Here is a 15948-nt window from a genome sequence, read left to right on the forward strand (position 1 = left end):
GATGCCAATCTCAAAAACATCAAGCCGGATGTTTTTCTTTCAGGAAGGATTCGACTTCGGAGGCGGCAACATTATCCGCAACGAAGGACTGGCCAATACCATGGGTCAGGATGAAGGTAAGCTTGCCGCTTTTGACCTTCTTGTCCTGTGCAATCGCCGCCATCAGCATTTCAACCGGTGGCAGGGTGCCGGGAATTTCATTCATCGAAACAGGCAGACCAACCGCTTTCAGATGCGCCTCGACCCGCTTTGCGTCATCCGGGCTCGCCAGATTGAGCCGCGACGAGAACTGGTGCGCAAGAACCATGCCGATGGCAACACCTTCGCCGTGCACCAGACGTTTGCTGTCATATTCAGTTGCCGCTTCCAGCGCATGTCCGAAAGTATGGCCGAGATTGAGCAATGCGCGACGTCCGTTCTCGAATTCATCTTCGACAACCACATCGGATTTTGCCTGGCAGCTGGTGGCAATGGCTTCAATGCGCGCCGGACCACCGGCAAAAACCTCCTGCCAATTTTTCTCAAGCCACTCGAAGAAATCCGGTTTGTCGATAAGGCCGTATTTGACCACTTCCGCGTAACCGGCGCGGAATTCGCGCTTGCTCAACGTATCGAGCACCGAGGAATCCGCCAGAACCAGATCGGGCTGATGAAACACACCAACAAGGTTCTTGCCGTGACGGGTGTTGATGCCGGTTTTGCCACCGACCGACGAATCCACCTGTGACAGCAGCGTGGTCGGTATCTGTACAAACCGCACTCCACGCCGCACTGTGCCGGCGGCAAAGCCAGTCAGATCACCGATTACACCACCGCCCAAGGCAATGACTGCGTCATTACGTTCAATGCGTGCCTCAAGAATGAGGTCGCAGACTGCCATGTAATGTTCGAAGCTCTTGGTCTTCTCACCAGCTGGCAGGGTCAGGGAAACGGCCTCAATGCCATCGGTCTGCAGGCTGTCCATCACCATATCAAGATAGAGAGGTGCGACATGTTCATCCGTGATGATCGCCGCACGGCGCCCTTTGAGACGCGAAGAAATTTCTCCGCCAGCCTTGGTCATCAGACCTGGCCCGATCAGAATGTCGTAAGCGCGCCCTACCAACGGCACATGCACGCGCCGCTCCTGCGATGATCCTGTCGAGGTCGTCATGATTTGGCATTTCCATTCTTGGAGGTAGCGAGGTCGCGTCCGGCAACTGCGGCCAGAACCTCAGTCACGATGATATCTTTGCCCACATCGCGGGATTCGATCACTAGATCAGCCTCGGCATAGATCGGGTATCTTTTTATCATCAGGTTTTCGAGCGTGGCTTTTGGGTTCTCGGTTTTCAACAACGGCCGATGATCGCGCTTGTTGACGCGCTCCCACAATACATCCAGATCAGCCCTCAGCCACAGAGAAAGACCGGCATTCTTGATATGATTGCGAGTAACGTCGTTGATAAATGCGCCGCCGCCTGTCGAAACCACCTTAGGGCCACCGCGCAAAAGCCTTCTGATGACACGAGCCTCAAGTGCACGGAATTCGTTTTCGCCGTATTTTGCAAACAGGTCAGTGATCGTCATGCGCGATACGCGCTCGATCTCCGCATCCGTATCGACAAAAGTAACGCCAAGTTGCTGCGCGACCAGACGGCCGATCGCAGATTTACCAGCGCCCATAAGACCGACAAAGACGATATTGCGTCTTCCGAGCTTCGCCCGTGCTTCCTCAGCAAGCGTGGGAACGGGAAATGTGAAAGATTCGCTCATTAATGTGCAGGTCCGGTTCGATTCCGGTATCTGCAAATGTTTAGCCAGCGTCAAGAGATATTCCTTATGGCTCAGGCTAAAAGCCTCAGACATTAACGGTCAAAGATTGAACGCGTCTGGTTGCCCTTTGCTTTCATCTTTTGCATATGGGACAAGACAAACCCAATCTGGCACAGCAATGATAGATGGAGGGCCAATGCCAACCCTGTTCCGCTTTTTGTTTATCTGCGCCGCCATTGTCGGAATTGTTTACGGATCCATGGTTTCACTTGTGATGCTGGTTGAACCCCGAGAACGCGATATAACCGTGCGAATTCCTTCCGAGCGCCTTAACCCGCCGGTCCAGTGAGACCAAGAGACCGCCAATGAGCAAGATGGACAGTGCCCGTCTGGAAAGTTTCCTGGAAATGATGAGCGCGGAACGGGGCGCGGCTGACAATACGCTTCAATCCTATGAACGTGATCTTTCCGACCTCTGGCAGTTTCTGATCGATAACGGCACTTCGCTGATGCAGGCGCAGCAGAGCGACCTTTCAGCCTATCTTTCTCATCTGGCCACACTTGGCTTTGCCGCCTCGTCACAAGCACGCCACCTGTCCAGCATGCGCCAGTTCTACAAATTTCTGTATGCCGAGGGTCTGCGCGACGATGACCCGACCAGCATCCTCGACGCACCAAAGAAAACAACGCCGCTGCCCAAAATCATGAGTGTGGCCGATGTGAACCGCCTTTTACAGCAGGCCTCAGCTGAGGCAGAGCAAGAAGGACCGGGGCAGCTTTCGCGGTTGCGCATGCGTGTTCTTCTGGAACTGCTTTATGCCACCGGCATGCGCGTCAGCGAACTTGTATCTCTGCCGCTCACGGCATTGGCACAAAAAGAGCGGTTCTTGTCGATCCGCGGCAAGGGCAACAAAGAGCGGCTGGTCCTGCTTTCGCGCACGGCAATGGACGCGATGTCAGCCTATGGCAGCGCCCTAAAGGCCAATAGCGACCCGAAAAACGAAAATCCCTGGCTTTTTCCTTCTTATGGTAAATCGGGCCACTTGCCGCGTCAGGTATTCGCCCGTGACCTGAAAGATATTGCCATTCGTGCCGGTATAAACCCTTCTGCGATATCGCCACACGTCATGCGACACGCCTTTGCCAGCCACCTTTTGCAAAATGGCGCCGATCTGCGTGCGGTACAGGAATTGTTGGGTCATTCCGACATTGCAACGACACAAATCTATACACATGTACTGGAAGAACGCCTGCAAGAACTGGTACAAACACACCACCCCCTTGCCAAACAGGGCAAAAAACACGATTAGAGCCTGCGGAACCGCCGGTAAGGACCGGATAAACCTTGGGCAAAACGATCGGAAACGGATCTCATGCACAACTACCTCGACTTCGAAAAACCAATCTCCGACCTTGAAGGCAAAATCATAGAGCTGAAAAAGCTCGCCACCGAGGACGAGAGCATAGACACCTCGGAGGAGATCACCCGTCTGGAAACCCGTGTTCAGGATGCGATGCAGGACATCTATTCCAAACTGAACCCCTGGCAGAAGACGCAGGTAGCACGCCACCCGCAGCGTCCGCATTTCGTGGACTATGCAACTGCGCTGTTTACCGACTTCACACCATTGGCGGGCGACCGCAAGTTTTCGGAAGATGCCGCCATTCAGGCAGGCCTCGGTCGCTTTAATGGCCAGCCGGTTGCCATTATCGGTCAGGAAAAAGGCAACGATACCAAGTCGCGCCTCAAGCACAATTTCGGCAGCCCGCGCCCAGAGGGTTACCGCAAGGCTATCCGCGTGCTGGAACTGGCTGATCGCTTCTCGCTTCCGGTCATTACGCTGATCGATACCGCAGGCGCCTATCCCGGCGTTGGCGCCGAAGAGCGCGGACAGGCCGAAGCCATCGCTCGCTCGACCGAAATGTGCCTCAACGTCAAGGTCCCAATCGTCTCCGTTGTTATCGGCGAAGGTGGTTCGGGCGGCGCCATTGCCATTGCAACGGGCAACCGTGTCTACATGCTTGAGCACGCAATCTATTCGGTGATTTCACCTGAAGGTGCAGCATCCATTCTCTGGCGCGATTCCACCCGTGCAAAGGAAGCCGCCACCAACATGAAGATCACCTCGGAAGATCTGAAGTCGCTGGGCGTTATCGACGGTATCATTCCAGAGCCGATTGGCGGTGCACATCGTGATCCTTCCAAGGTCATCACCGCGACCGGTGACGTGATCAACAAGGCACTTTCTGACCTGTCGTCCCATTCTGCCAACCAAATCCGTGCGGAACGCCGCCAGAAATTCCTCGATATCGGCAGAAATCTCTGATTATGTCCGCATTACCAGCGAATATGGCCTAAACTAGGCCATATTCTGATCACAGACATGTGTGCGACGGAGGCAACCGGGGTGGATTGCCGATCAGTTAAGAACATGTAAACGGTTAACGCTGTATTTTAAATGACATGCTGTTGACGGAACAACGCCAACGGCGGCTTGTTTTTTCGGATCGATCTTCATGCGTTTGATACATCTTGCTCTTCTGGCGTGCACAGCCTTCGCATTGACAAGTTGCAACGATACGCTCGACACCGTCGAAGCGGACGTCTCTCACATCAAAAATAAGGTCGGCCACCCGCTTTCCCCGGCAAGACTTGCTGAAATGCAGAAAAAGGACATGGAGCGCAATGCGCCCATCATGATCCGCATTTTCAAGGAAGAAGGCGCGCTTGAAATCTGGAAAGCGAAACGTGACAACCGTTTCGATAAGATTGCCGAATATCAGATCTGTGCATGGTCAGGTAAACTTGGACCAAAGGTCAAGGAAGGCGACCGGCAAGCCCCGGAAGGTTTCTATAACCTGACACCCGGCCACATGAACCCGAATTCCAGCTATTATCTGGCCATCAACACCGGATTTCCGAACCGCTATGACCAGGCCAACGGGCGTTCAGGTACCAACCTGATGATCCATGGTGCCTGCTCCTCATCCGGTTGTTATTCGATGACCGACGCGCAAGTCCTGGAAATCTACGCTTTTGCACGTGATGCATTTACTGGCGGCCAAAAGACCATTCAGCTGCAGGCATTCCCCTTCCGCATGACAGCTGAAAACATGGTACGCCACCGCCACAGCGAAAATCTTGATTTCTGGAAAATGCTGAAGGTCGGATACGACAATTTTGAAGTGACCAAGCGCCCACCGGAAGTAAATGTCTGCGAGAAGAAATATGTCTTCAACCAGCAGACCGAAGGTGGATCGTTTAACGCTTCGGCACAATGCCCTGCCATGAGCACACCGCCAGCATTGGCGAGCGCACTGGCAGGGTACGGCAAGACTTATGATCTTGCCTATGAAAAGGCAGTCAAAAAATACGACGGCATGGCGTGGTATGACCCAAGCGAGGCTGAGCGCAAGGCAGTTGTTGCCGACAAGCGCAAGGGCCGCGAAGCCGCTTACGCCCCAACCGGGTCTTCACTGAAGGCTGGCAAGCTCATGAAGGAGGCGGAATTCGCTGCCCTCATGGACAAAAAGAACCATGTCACACCGGTTTTGACACCACAGACGCCTTCGGCAACAGCCTCGACACCACGTCCAGCAACACCGCAACAGTCTCCAGTCAGCACTGGTCAGACGGCTATCGCTTCGAACACGACGCAGCCAGCTGCTGGCATGACAACAGCTTCGGTCCCTGTTCCGTCGATGAACCCGCTCGCCTTCGCGCCACAGCAGGCACCGGAGCCAGAAAAGAAAAAACCATTCTGGAAGCTTTGGGCAACGGAATGACCTCCAGCGGTCCGGAAATGCTTGACCTGCGTGGGCTGCGTTGCCCACTGCCGGTTCTGCGAGCCAGAAAGCTACTTGCCAAAAAACAATCCGGATTCGAATTTATCATCGAGACCACCGATCCTCTCGCTGTGATCGATATTCCCCATCTTTGCAATGAAGACGGACACGCATTGCTGGAAAGCACTGCGCTGGAAAACAGCCACCGCTTTCACATTCGCAAGGGTTGAGCGCCTCAACCTCGGCAACGCCTTAAAGATAAGAAAGCTAAGATTGCCTTGCATAGCTGAAACCTAAAAAATCAGGTTGTCAGACAATGAAGAATGGTTTCTTATAAAACTGACTTCCCGCCTTTTACATGCATTTGGCACGCGCCCTACACCGGCGTCGGTCAGAACCCAAGATATGAGCTTTCAATGCAAGCCAAGACCACCGGCCTCCTTTATGCGCTGATTGCTTTCAGCATTTTTGCGGTTCAGGACGGTATCTCGAAATATCTTGGCACCCATTATCCGCCGGTCTTCGTGACCATGATCCGCTATTGGGCGTTTGCACTGTTTGCGATCTTCATGGCCATCCGATCCCGCGATGGGTTACGGGCAACAATCGCGGCAAAGCGGCTAGGCCTGCAAATCAGCCGTGGTGTGATCCTTGCGGTACAGATTTCGCTATCGATTACCTCCTTCGCCATTGTAGGCCTGGCGCACTCTCATTCCATTCTCGCCTCCACACCCCTGATGGTGGCAGCGCTGTCAGTTCCCATCCTTGGTGAGCGTGTCGGCTGGCGTCGGTGGTCGGCTATTCTCGTCGGTTTTATCGGGGTACTGATTATCCTCAAACCGGAAGGTGATGGATTTGACCCCATGCTGATCGTCACCTTCATCGCCGCGTTCCTGCTTGGGCTTTATGGCGTTTTGACACGGCTGGCCAGCCGTACTGACAGTGCCATGACCAGCTTCTTTTATACCGGCGTTGCGGGCGCAGTGGCGCTGACCTTTGTCGGTCCCTTTTATTGGGTTTCTTTTGCGCCACATGATATTGTCTGGATGCTTGCATTGTGTGCCACCGGCATGAGTGGCCACTACCTGCTCATCAAAGCCTTTGAACTGGCCGATGCAGCCTCGGTACAGCCGTTCTCTTATTACCAGCTTGTTCTGGTCTCGATCATCGGCGTGACGCTTTTTGGCGAGAGCCTGAGCACCAATATGATCATTGGCGCTGTGATCGTTGTCGCCGCAGGTATCTTCACCATTTGGCGTGAAAACATGGTCGCACGTAAGAACCGCAAGACGGAGGGCTGACAGCCCTCCTATTCCTTATGCGGCTGGGGCATTCGCTGTATTTACCATGTAGGTCTCAAGCACTTCAATCTGCTCTGCGGTGAGGTGGAGACCAATCTTGGTACGGCGCCAGACGACATCGACGGCATGGTTCGCCCATTCCTGCGTCATCAGCCAATCAACCTCTTTGGCGTAGAGATCTGCGCCAAAATGTTGACCGAGCTCGGAAATTTGCACAGCTGACCCAAGCACACGATTGGCATTGGTGCCATAAAGCCTGACGAGGCGTCGTGCATGTGATGTTTCCAGAAATGGATAAGCGGCGGAGAGCTTTTTGACTTCGGTCTCATAACCCGTGACATCGAAATCACCACCCGGCAAACGGCTCTTTGCAGTCCACGGTGCCCCCTTGATGACCAAAGCCTTGCCAATGATTTCCATCGCATGTTCTGCAAGACGGCGATATGTGGTGAGTTTGCCACCAAACACATTGAGAAGCGGTGCTTCGTCAGTGGCTCCATCCAGTTTCAGCACATAATCACGGGTCGCTTCCTGCGCCTTAGAGGCACCGTCATCATAGAGCGGACGAACAGCGGAATAGGTCCAGACGATATCTTCTGCGCGAACCGGCTCAGCAAAGTATTCGCTGGCGGCATTGCACAGATACTGAATTTCCTCGTCACTGATCTTCACGTCCTTCGGATCAGCCTTGTAGTCACGATCTGTCGTGCCGATCAGCGTGAACTCATCCTCATAGGGAATGGCGAAAATTATGCGGTTGTCAGGGTTCTGGAAGAAATAGGCACGCGGATCATCGAACTTCTTTTTCACGATGATATGGCTGCCCTGCACAAGCCGTACATTGTGCACGGCGTTGCGGCCCAAGGACTGCCCCAGCACCTGGTCAACCCACGGGCCCGCCGCATTGATCAGCATGCGGGCTTTAACCGTAGTGACCTGCCAACTAACCGTATCGGTCAATGTCAGCGACCAGAGCTTGCCATCACGCTTCGCCGACGTCACTCTGGTGCGGTTCATGATATGTGCGCCACGATTGGCTGCATCCCTCGCATTCAGGACCACCAGCCGCGCATCATCCACCCAACCGTCAGAATATTCGAATGCCTTGTCGAAAATCGGCTTCAGCGGTTTGCCTGCCACATCGCGGCGCATGTCCAGCGACTTGGTCGGTGGCAACAACTTGCGGCCACCCAAATGGTCATAGAGGAACAGGCCGAGGCGAATGAGCCAGGCAGGGCGCACACCGCCCTTATTGTAAGGCAACACAAACCGCATCGGCTTGATGATATGTGGTGCCATTGCCCACAGCACTTCACGTTCCATCAGCGATTCACGAACCAACCGGAACTCGTAATGTTCGAGATATCGCAAACCACCGTGAATAAGTTTGGTGGCACCAGATGACGTACCTGCAGCAAAATCGCTCATTTCGGCAAGGCCAACCGAGTATCCACGGCCAGCAGCATCACGTGCGATGCCGCAGCCATTGATGCCGCCACCGATAATGAAGAGGTCGTGTATTACTTCCTGCTGCAAGTCCGTCTCCCTAAAGGAAAATCTCATTGTATCCGGAACAGCTTACAGCACCGAAGATAATGAAATTCAAATGAAACTATGACGAAATTCAGCAGAATAACGTCATGAGTCTCAATCTGGCCAATGGGAGGCGTAAACAGATTACCCGGCCTTTATCAGGCCATCGCTGCCTCACAACGCAGCAACATGCCGAATAGATCGCGTGGATCATCCGGGTCAGCAAGGAGGTCCAACTCCTCGAAAAGTCCTGTATCGTGCAGTTTGGCACGCACATAACGCAGAGCCGAAAAATCCTCGGTCGCAAAACCGACGCTGTCAAAAAGAGTGATCTGGTGATCGTTCACCCGGCCGTCCGTCATGCCAGCCATCACCTGCCACAGCTCCTTGACCGGATAATCGGCCGGTAACTGCTGTATCTCGCCTTCGATGCGGGTCTGCGGTGGATACTCGACAAAAATATCCGATCGCAACAGGATATCCTTGTGCAACTCTGTCTTGCCTGGGCAGTCACCACCAACCGCGTTGATGTGCACGCCAGGGCCCACCATGTTGTCACTGAGGATCGTGGCATATTGTTTGTCTGCCGTAACCGTGGTGATGATGTCAGCACCTTCGACAGCATCCTGCGCAGTTGGACAAATCACAATATCAAAGCCCTGTCCGGCAAGATTGCGGCGGCATTTCTCACTCGCGGCGGGATCAATGTCATAGAGACGCAGTTGATCGATCCCGAGGATAGCCTTGAAGGCACGCGCCTGAAATTCGCTCTGGGCACCATTACCGATGATCGCCATGGTGCGCGCGTTCTTGCGTGCAAGATGTTTGGCCGCAACGGCTGACGTCGCAGCGGTTCTAAGCGCCGTCAGGATTGTCATTTCGGTCAGCAGCATCGGATAACCGTTGCCTACGTCAGAAAGTACGCCAAAGGCCGTTACGGTCTGCCGGCCTTCCCGCGTGTTCTTGGGATGGCCGTTGACGTATTTGAAGCCGTATAAAGTGCCATCGCTGGTCGGCATCAGTTCAATAACACCATCGGTCGAGTGCGACGCGATGCGGGGCGTCTTGTCAAAACTCTCCCAGCGCAGGAAATCTTCTTCGACAACATCCGCCAGTTCACGCAGGAATGTATCGATGCCGATCTTCAAAACCAGCTTCATCATGTGATCAACACTGACGAATGGAACGATATTCAAATTAGGTACGATTGTCATAGTCATCTCCTCCGCAATCAGCCTGCCCGGTTCGGGCGATCCATCACGCTCTTGCCCATCAGGCTGGCAGCAAGATCGACCATAAGCGTTGCTGTACGCCCTCTTTCATCGAGAAACGGATTAAGCTCGACCAGATCAAGGCTCGAAACCAGGCCGCTGTCATGCAGCATTTCCATCACCAGATGTGCCTCACGGAAGGTAGCGCCACCTGGGACCGTTGTGCCAACCGCTGGTGCGATGGCGGGCTCAAGAAAATCAACGTCAAGGCTGACATGCAGCAAACCGTTTGCGGCCTCGACCTTCGCAAGAAACTCGCGCAGCAGCACGGCGACGCCATGTTCGTCGATCATGCGCATGTCATGCACGGTGATACCAGAGCCTTTGAGGGCGACGCTCTCAGCCGGATCAACGCTTCGAATACCGATCATGCAGATGCGGTTTGGATCAACGGGGTGTTCAAGCGGTGGGAAATAGCCCGAAAAACTTTCTCTTCCGCTGTAATACGCAACAGGCACCCCATGCAGATTGCCGCTGCGCGTTGTTTCAAGGCTGTGATAATCCGTATGCGCGTCAAGCCAGAGCACAAAAAGCGGACGGCTCATTTCTGCAGCACGCTTTGACAAGCCGGCAACCGTTCCCGCCGATATCGCATGGTCACCGCCCATGAAAATCGGCATGCCAAGCCCGCTTTCACGATAGGCCGCTTCACTCAGAGCTTCCGTCCAGGCAGCCGTCTCACCGAGGTGGTGAACGGCGGCGTTGGGATGCGGGATTTCCGCGAACGCCTTGGGTGCCACATTACCGATATCAGTGACCGTGTGACCAAGAGCTTGAAGCGCGGTTTTAAGACCTGCAATCCTCAGCGCACTTGGGCCCATCTCGCAGCCCAACTGCCCTGCTCCAATCTGCAATGGTGCACCAATCAGTCTGCATTCCATGGCCATCACTCCTCTCAAATTCTATTCAGAGGATCAGACCATGTTTAACTGGCGAGATGAACAATAATTATTGGCAAATAGCGCCAATAGCTTTACCATTTTGGTCACTCATGGAGACAAAGTGGCAACATGGATCCGCTTGACGAAAAACTCATCACGCAATTGCGCCATAATGGACGTCGCAGCATTTCGGATCTGGCCGCAGAAACCGGCGCGTCGCGTGCCACAGTACGTGCGCATATAGAACGACTGGAAAAGTCCGGCGTTATTCTAGGTTACACCGTCATCCTACGGGCTGATGCCGTTGAAGAGGCGGTGCGGGGAATCATGATGATCGAAATCGAGGGGCATGTGACGGATCGCGTGATTCGCGCACTCGAAGGCATTGCTGAAATTTCTGAAGTTCATACCACCAATGGCCGCTGGGATCTGATCGCTGAACTCAGCGCCCCAACACTGGCCACCTTCGACGCGATCCTACGCCGCATACGTCTTATTCCCGGTATCACCGGCAGTGAAACCAGCCTGTTATTATCCTCGCCACATTCAACACGGGCGAGATTGTAAGCAAAGCGAATTTCCTTTGCCAAAAACGCATTTTGAGCTTGCATCAGGGGTTAAATCATTTATATGACGCCCTATCAGAGCGGCGCAGCCACTTCGCAGCGTTGGGGAATAGTTCAACGGTAGAACGACGGACTCTGACTCCGTTAATCTTGGTTCGAATCCAGGTTCCCCAGCCAATTCTCTTTTCCAGACACCGTATAATACCGTAAGAAAGCTCTTTAGTGAGCTGGCATTATATGTGCATGCGTACGCATTGTAACTCACACCTTTCCCGGAACTTGACTCCTGTGACCTGCCAAAACCGGTAAGTTAATCGCATTATGTCGCGTCTGATTGGCCAGCTTTCTCTTGGCAAATCCGTGGACCACACGGGCAAATGACCTGCCGTTTACGCCGCCGTCTTATGTTGTACCGCCACCATTCACATCGACCGCAAGTTTCGGACCGTCATTGTCGCCCTCTGAGGTGCAAGCAAGTCGATCGATCAGCTCTATTCCGCCCTGCCTTTCGCGCCGGGCTGATCATAAGAAGTGGTGCAGCACATTACGCCGACTTTCGGCGCCGGCCGTCGTGTTGTTCGGTCTCCGCTGCGTGCCTTCAATGATTTCGTCAAGGCGATGCGGCGATTGTGCCTTGATGGTTTAGGCTTGGGGCGTGTTGGCGGTTTTCATGTGGAGGAGGATATTGAGGCGGGCAGACTTGTGTCTGTTCTGGACGATTATAATCCACGTGATGCCGAGGTTATCTGGTGGGTCTATGGTGGTTCGGGACCATTGTCTGGCCGGGTACGCGCCTATTTGGATTTTCTGAGCGAGCATGTTGTGCGAGCGTGGCCATGATTTTCTGGTGGGACGTCTACCATTGGTTATTGAGCGTTTTGTCGCCGGCGGTTTTTCGTGGCTTTGACTTTCGCATTGGGCAGCTTTGGTGTGCCTTGGTCGTTGTGCTTTGAGCAGGGTTATTTTCGCGGGCGCGTAGGTGCCGGCAATGGTCTGCGGTTTCTTTTAGCTTTGAGATTTTGATTTTTTGGGGGATGTTTTGGTGATTTGGTTGCGGGGCAGGATTTAGGATTTTTCTGTCCCGTTGCGTCGGCTGTGCCTCCTTGCGGGCCCCTGAGGAGGCGTTAACTCCTCGACGCGTTAGCAACAAAAAAGCCCGCTTGCTGCGGGCTTGTTTTATTGGTTGCGGGGGCAGGATTTGAACCTGCGGCCTTCAGGTTATGAGCCTGACGAGCTACCGGGCTGCTCCACCCCGCGTTACCAGGTTTTTGCCAAAGGCAAAATACCCCTCGGCAAACTGTAAAACAGTTTGTCCGTACTCGGTAAACTGCATGGCAGTTTGTCCGAACCAGCGCAAATCCAGAGGATTTGTCGCGACGACGTCGATCGCTCTAGCGATTGACGGATCTGTGCCGAGCAAATTGCGTTGCAATTTGTCTCGCGTTTCCTGAACTTGCCAGTTTTCCCGATCTATCAGCCCTCAAAGAGTTAGCTTTTCGGAATGCGGGACGGCATGAGTCCAAGAATTGGCCTTAAACGCAAAAGGCCGCTTTGATAGCGGCCTCGTGTTGGGCATCGAGGCCCTTTTTGTGATGAGAAGATGTTTTGTAAGCTTTGAGTTGCGTTTAGCAGACCTGGCAGCGACCTACTCTCCCGCGTCTTAAGACGAAGTACCATTGGCGCTGGGGCGTTTCACGGCCGTGTTCGGAATGGGAACGGGTGCAGCCGCCCCGCAATAACCACCAGGTCGGCAAAACGCAACAACTTACGTTGTTTTCGAGAAGCTGGAGAGCTTGAAGCTCACTTTAATTTAACACGTCTTGATGGACATGAACAATGAGAACGAAGAAGTCGATCGAGCTATTAGTAACGGTAAGCTTCATACATTACTGTACTTCCACACCCGTCCTATCAACGTGGTCGTCTTCCACGGCTCTGATAGGGAATACTCGTTTTCAGGTTGGTTTCCCGCTTAGATGCCTTCAGCGGTTATCCATTCCGTATATAGCTACTCTGCTATGCCCTTGGCAGGACAACAGATCCACCAGAGATACGTCCATCCCGGTCCTCTCGTACTAGGGACAGATCCTGTCAATATTCCTACACCCACGGCAGATAGGGACCGAACTGTCTCACGACGTTCTGAACCCAACTCACGTACCGCTTTAAATGGCGAACAGCCATACCCTTGGGACCTGCTCCAGCCCCAGGATGCGATGAGTCGACATCGAGGTGCCAAACAACCCCGTCGATATGGACTCTTGGGGGTCATCAGCCTGTTATCCCCGGCGTACCTTTTATCCGTTGAGCGATGGCCCTTCCACACGGGACCACCGGATCACTATGACCGACTTTCGTCTCTGCTCGACTTGTCAGTCTCGCAGTCAGGCTAGCTTATGCCATTGCACTCGACGACCGATTTCCGACCGGTCTGAGCTAACCATCGCGCGCCTCCGTTACTCTTTCGGAGGCGACCGCCCCAGTCAAACTACCCACCATACACTGTCCCGGATCCGGATAACGGACCGCGGTTAGACATCCACGAAGATAAGGGTGGTATTTCAAGGATGGCTCCACAAGAACTGGCGTCCCTGCTTCAAAGCCTACCACCTATCCTACACATGCCTTGGCGAATGCCAGTGTAAAGCTATAGTAAAGGTGCACGGGGTCTTTCCGTCTGACCGCAGGAACCCCGCATCTTCACGGGGAATTCAATTTCACTGAGTCTATGTTGGAGACAGCGGGGAAGTCGTTACGCCATTCGTGCAGGTCGGAACTTACCCGACAAGGAATTTCGCTACCTTAGGACCGTTATAGTTACGGCCGCCGTTTACTGGGGCTTCAGTTCAGAGCTTGCACCCCTCCCTTTAACCTTCCAGCACCGGGCAGGCGTCAGACCCTATACGTCGTATTGCTACTTCGCAGAGCCCTGTGTTTTTGATAAACAGTCGCTACCCCCTGGTCTGTGCCACCCCACTATACTTGCGTACAATGGGGTCACGCTTCTTCCGAAGTTACGCGTGCAATTTGCCGAGTTCCTTCAACATAGTTCTCTCAAGCGCCTTGGTATACTCTACCTGACCACCTGTGTCGGTTTCGGGTACGGTCTATACGGTGGAGCTATTTCCTGGAACCTCTTCGCTGCACAACCAATCCAATAAGGGTGTACAACACACGAGATCCGTCACTACCACCAGGCCCACGAATATTAACGTGGTTCCCATCGACTACGCGTGTCCGCCTCGTCTTAGGGGCCGGCTAACCCTGCTCAGATTAACTTTAAGCAGGAACCCTTGGTCTTTCGGCGAGGGAGTCTCTCACTCCCTTTATCGTTACTCATGTCAACATTCGCACTTCCGATATCTCCAGCAGCCCTCACGGGTCCGCCTTCACAGACTTACGGAACGCTCCGCTACCACACGATCATAAGATCGTATCCTCAGCTTCGGTGCATGGCTTTAGCCCCGTTACATTTTCGGCGCAAAGACCCTTATTTAGACCAGTGAGCTGTTACGCTTTCTTTAAATGATGGCTGCTTCTAAGCCAACATCCTGGTTGTTTTGGGATCCTCACATCCTTTCCCACTTAGCCATGACTTGGGGACCTTAGCTGGAGGTCAGGGTTGTTGCCCTCTTCACGACGGACGTTAGCACCCGCCGTGTGTCTGCCGACTAGTACTCCTCGGTATTCGGAGTTTGGTTAGGATCAGTAAGACGGTGAGTCCCCATAGCCCATCCAGTGCTCTACCCCCGAGGGTATTCGGTCGACGCTCTACCTAAATAGATTTCGCGGAGAACCAGCTATTTCCGAGTTTGATTGGCCTTTCACCCCTAGCCACAAGTCATCCCAATCTATTGCAACAGATATGGGTTCGGCCCTCCAGTTGGTGTTACCCAACCTTCAGCCTGCTCATGGCTAGATCACTCGGTTTCGGGTCTAATGCAACTAACTAAATCGCCCTATTCAGACTCGCTTTCGCTGCGCCTACACCTACCGGCTTAAGCTTGCTAGTTACACTAAGTCGTTGACCCATTATACAAAAGGTACGCCGTCACCCTTGCGGGCTCCGACTGTTTGTAGGCATCCGGTTTCAGGTTCTATTTCACTCCCCTCGTCGGGGTGCTTTTCACCTTTCCCTCACGGTACTTGTTCGCTATCGGTCATGCACGAGTACTTAGGCTTGGAGAGTGGTCTCCCCATGTTCAGACAGGATTTCACGTGCCCCGCCTTACTCAAGGACAATGATTGTTCTACGTGTACGGGGCTATCACCCGCTACGGCCGAACTTTCCAGATCGTTCCACTTTATTCATCATTGCCACTGGCCTGGTCCGCGTTCGCTCGCCACTACTTACGGAGTCTCGGTTGATGTCCTTTCCTGCAGGTACTTAGATGTTTCAGTTCCCTGCGTTCGCTTCTTACCCCTATGTATTCGAAGGTAAGATACCTTATATCAATACTTGGAAACCCAAACCGTTCATAAGAACAGCTTGGATTCTCCAAGTATTTAAGGTGGGTTGCCCCATTCGGAGATCCATGGATCAAAGCTTATTCGCAGCTCCCCACGGCTTATCGCAGCGTATCACGTCCTTCTTCGCCTGTGCATGCCAAGGCATCCACCAAATGCCCTTAAAACACTTGTTCGTTCTCATTGTCTATGCCCATCACATAGCCTCCAAAGGAGGCAAGACCCGGTTACCTTTTACAACCAGATCATTCTTTGATGCCATCGACGTGTTCGATACAATCCTCATATGAAGGCACGCCGGTGCACTTCGAGGTCGTATCATTAAGACCAGCTTCTCGAGATATCATCCGGTGATGCGCGGTCAGGCAACACCAATCCAGCATTTCCA

The 15948-nt window shown here is 53.4% G+C and carries 11 protein-coding genes, 2 tRNA genes, 2 rRNA genes and 1 pseudogene; 8 read left to right on the top strand and 8 right to left on the bottom strand.

What is annotated here, in order from left to right; all coding sequences use genetic code 11:
• Positions 1–19: 19 nt before the first annotated feature.
• Positions 20–1153 (bottom strand): 3-dehydroquinate synthase, encoded by a 1134-nt coding sequence (aroB, locus tag ACZ5FM_RS15000; RefSeq protein ID WP_275643757.1) that lies wholly within the window; start codon positions 1151–1153, stop codon positions 20–22.
• Positions 1150–1755 (bottom strand): shikimate kinase, encoded by a 606-nt coding sequence (locus ACZ5FM_RS15005; RefSeq protein ID WP_464039119.1) that lies wholly within the window; start codon positions 1753–1755, stop codon positions 1150–1152. The genes aroB and ACZ5FM_RS15005 overlap by 4 nt, the downstream gene beginning before the upstream one ends.
• Before the next feature lie 365 nt (positions 1756–2120).
• On the opposite strand from ACZ5FM_RS15005, the gene xerD reads away from it, so the two are divergent.
• The 5 genes from xerD to ACZ5FM_RS15030 all read left to right on the top strand — a co-directional run bounded on the left by xerD (position 2121) and on the right by ACZ5FM_RS15030 (position 6842).
• Entirely contained in the window at positions 2121–3065 is a 945-nt protein-coding gene (xerD, locus tag ACZ5FM_RS15010; RefSeq protein WP_192491550.1) for a site-specific tyrosine recombinase XerD, read from the top strand.
• 63 nt (positions 3066–3128) lie between these two features.
• Positions 3129–4082 (top strand): acetyl-CoA carboxylase carboxyltransferase subunit alpha, encoded by a 954-nt coding sequence (locus ACZ5FM_RS15015; protein WP_464039120.1) that lies wholly within the window; start codon positions 3129–3131, stop codon positions 4080–4082.
• 190 nt (positions 4083–4272) lie between these two features.
• The gene (locus tag ACZ5FM_RS15020; protein WP_250985518.1) at positions 4273–5541 is read left to right on the top strand and encodes a L,D-transpeptidase family protein; all 1269 of its coding nucleotides are present in this window, start codon (positions 4273–4275) and stop codon (positions 5539–5541) included.
• A complete protein-coding gene (locus ACZ5FM_RS15025) occupies positions 5538–5771 on the top strand; it encodes a sulfurtransferase TusA family protein (RefSeq protein WP_192491553.1) in 234 nt (77 codons plus the stop codon). The genes ACZ5FM_RS15020 and ACZ5FM_RS15025 overlap by 4 nt, the downstream gene beginning before the upstream one ends.
• A 186-nt stretch (positions 5772–5957) precedes the next feature.
• On the top strand, positions 5958–6842 hold the full coding sequence (locus ACZ5FM_RS15030; RefSeq protein ID WP_312949967.1) for a DMT family transporter: 885 nt from the start codon (positions 5958–5960) through the stop codon (positions 6840–6842).
• Positions 6843–6857: 15 nt separating this feature from the next.
• Here ACZ5FM_RS15030 and glpD read toward each other — a convergent pair whose 3' ends face one another.
• The 3 genes from glpD to rocF form a co-directional block, all read right to left on the bottom strand.
• Positions 6858–8378: a glycerol-3-phosphate dehydrogenase gene (glpD, locus tag ACZ5FM_RS15035; RefSeq protein ID WP_464039122.1), complete on the bottom strand. Its 1521-nt coding sequence runs from the start codon at positions 8376–8378 to the stop codon at positions 6858–6860.
• 155 nt (positions 8379–8533) lie between these two features.
• A complete protein-coding gene (locus tag ACZ5FM_RS15040; protein ID WP_312949962.1) occupies positions 8534–9589 on the bottom strand; it encodes an ornithine cyclodeaminase in 1056 nt (351 codons plus the stop codon).
• 17 nt (positions 9590–9606) lie between these two features.
• Complete coding sequence (gene rocF, locus ACZ5FM_RS15045; RefSeq protein WP_464039123.1) at positions 9607–10527, bottom strand: arginase; 921 nt, start codon at positions 10525–10527, stop codon at positions 9607–9609.
• 129 nt (positions 10528–10656) lie between these two features.
• On the opposite strand from rocF, the gene ACZ5FM_RS15050 reads away from it, so the two are divergent.
• From ACZ5FM_RS15050 to ACZ5FM_RS15060, 3 genes and pseudogenes are all read left to right on the top strand, one after another.
• A complete protein-coding gene (locus tag ACZ5FM_RS15050; RefSeq protein ID WP_250985513.1) occupies positions 10657–11094 on the top strand; it encodes an Lrp/AsnC family transcriptional regulator in 438 nt (145 codons plus the stop codon).
• 102 nt (positions 11095–11196) lie between these two features.
• Positions 11197–11270 (top strand) — tRNA-Gln (locus tag ACZ5FM_RS15055).
• A gap of 438 nt (positions 11271–11708) precedes the next feature.
• Positions 11709–11933: pseudogene (locus tag ACZ5FM_RS15060) on the top strand (LysR family transcriptional regulator); the annotation flags it as partial.
• Between the two features lie 340 nt (positions 11934–12273).
• Here the strand turns inward: ACZ5FM_RS15060 and ACZ5FM_RS15065 are convergent.
• From ACZ5FM_RS15065 to ACZ5FM_RS15075, 3 genes are all read right to left on the bottom strand, one after another.
• A tRNA-Met gene (locus ACZ5FM_RS15065) sits at positions 12274–12350 on the bottom strand.
• Positions 12351–12725: 375 nt separating this feature from the next.
• Positions 12726–12840: ribosomal RNA gene (gene rrf, locus ACZ5FM_RS15070) — 5S ribosomal RNA — on the bottom strand.
• Between the two features lie 95 nt (positions 12841–12935).
• A 23S ribosomal RNA gene (locus ACZ5FM_RS15075) occupies positions 12936–15736 on the bottom strand.
• Positions 15737–15948 lie beyond the last annotated feature (212 nt).

It is taken from the genome of Agrobacterium sp. 5Ca50 (genome assembly GCF_055381905.1).

What these genes read in the sequence shown, in the direction of transcription:
- aroB (WP_275643757.1), bottom strand. Translation starts at nt 1,153, where the DNA reads ATGACGACCTCGACAGGATCATCGCAGGAGCGGCGCGTGCATGTGCCG.
- ACZ5FM_RS15005 (WP_464039119.1), bottom strand. Translation starts at nt 1,755, where the DNA reads ATGAGCGAATCTTTCACATTTCCCGTTCCCACGCTTGCTGAGGAAGCA.
- xerD (WP_192491550.1), top strand. Translation starts at nt 2,121, where the DNA reads ATGAGCAAGATGGACAGTGCCCGTCTGGAAAGTTTCCTGGAAATGATG.
- ACZ5FM_RS15015 (WP_464039120.1), top strand. Translation starts at nt 3,129, where the DNA reads ATGCACAACTACCTCGACTTCGAAAAACCAATCTCCGACCTTGAAGGC.
- ACZ5FM_RS15020 (WP_250985518.1), top strand. Translation starts at nt 4,273, where the DNA reads ATGCGTTTGATACATCTTGCTCTTCTGGCGTGCACAGCCTTCGCATTG.
- ACZ5FM_RS15025 (WP_192491553.1), top strand. Translation starts at nt 5,538, where the DNA reads ATGACCTCCAGCGGTCCGGAAATGCTTGACCTGCGTGGGCTGCGTTGC.
- ACZ5FM_RS15030 (WP_312949967.1), top strand. Translation starts at nt 5,958, where the DNA reads ATGCAAGCCAAGACCACCGGCCTCCTTTATGCGCTGATTGCTTTCAGC.
- ACZ5FM_RS15040 (WP_312949962.1), bottom strand. Translation starts at nt 9,589, where the DNA reads ATGACAATCGTACCTAATTTGAATATCGTTCCATTCGTCAGTGTTGAT.
- rocF (WP_464039123.1), bottom strand. Translation starts at nt 10,527, where the DNA reads ATGGAATGCAGACTGATTGGTGCACCATTGCAGATTGGAGCAGGGCAG.
- ACZ5FM_RS15050 (WP_250985513.1), top strand. Translation starts at nt 10,657, where the DNA reads ATGGATCCGCTTGACGAAAAACTCATCACGCAATTGCGCCATAATGGA.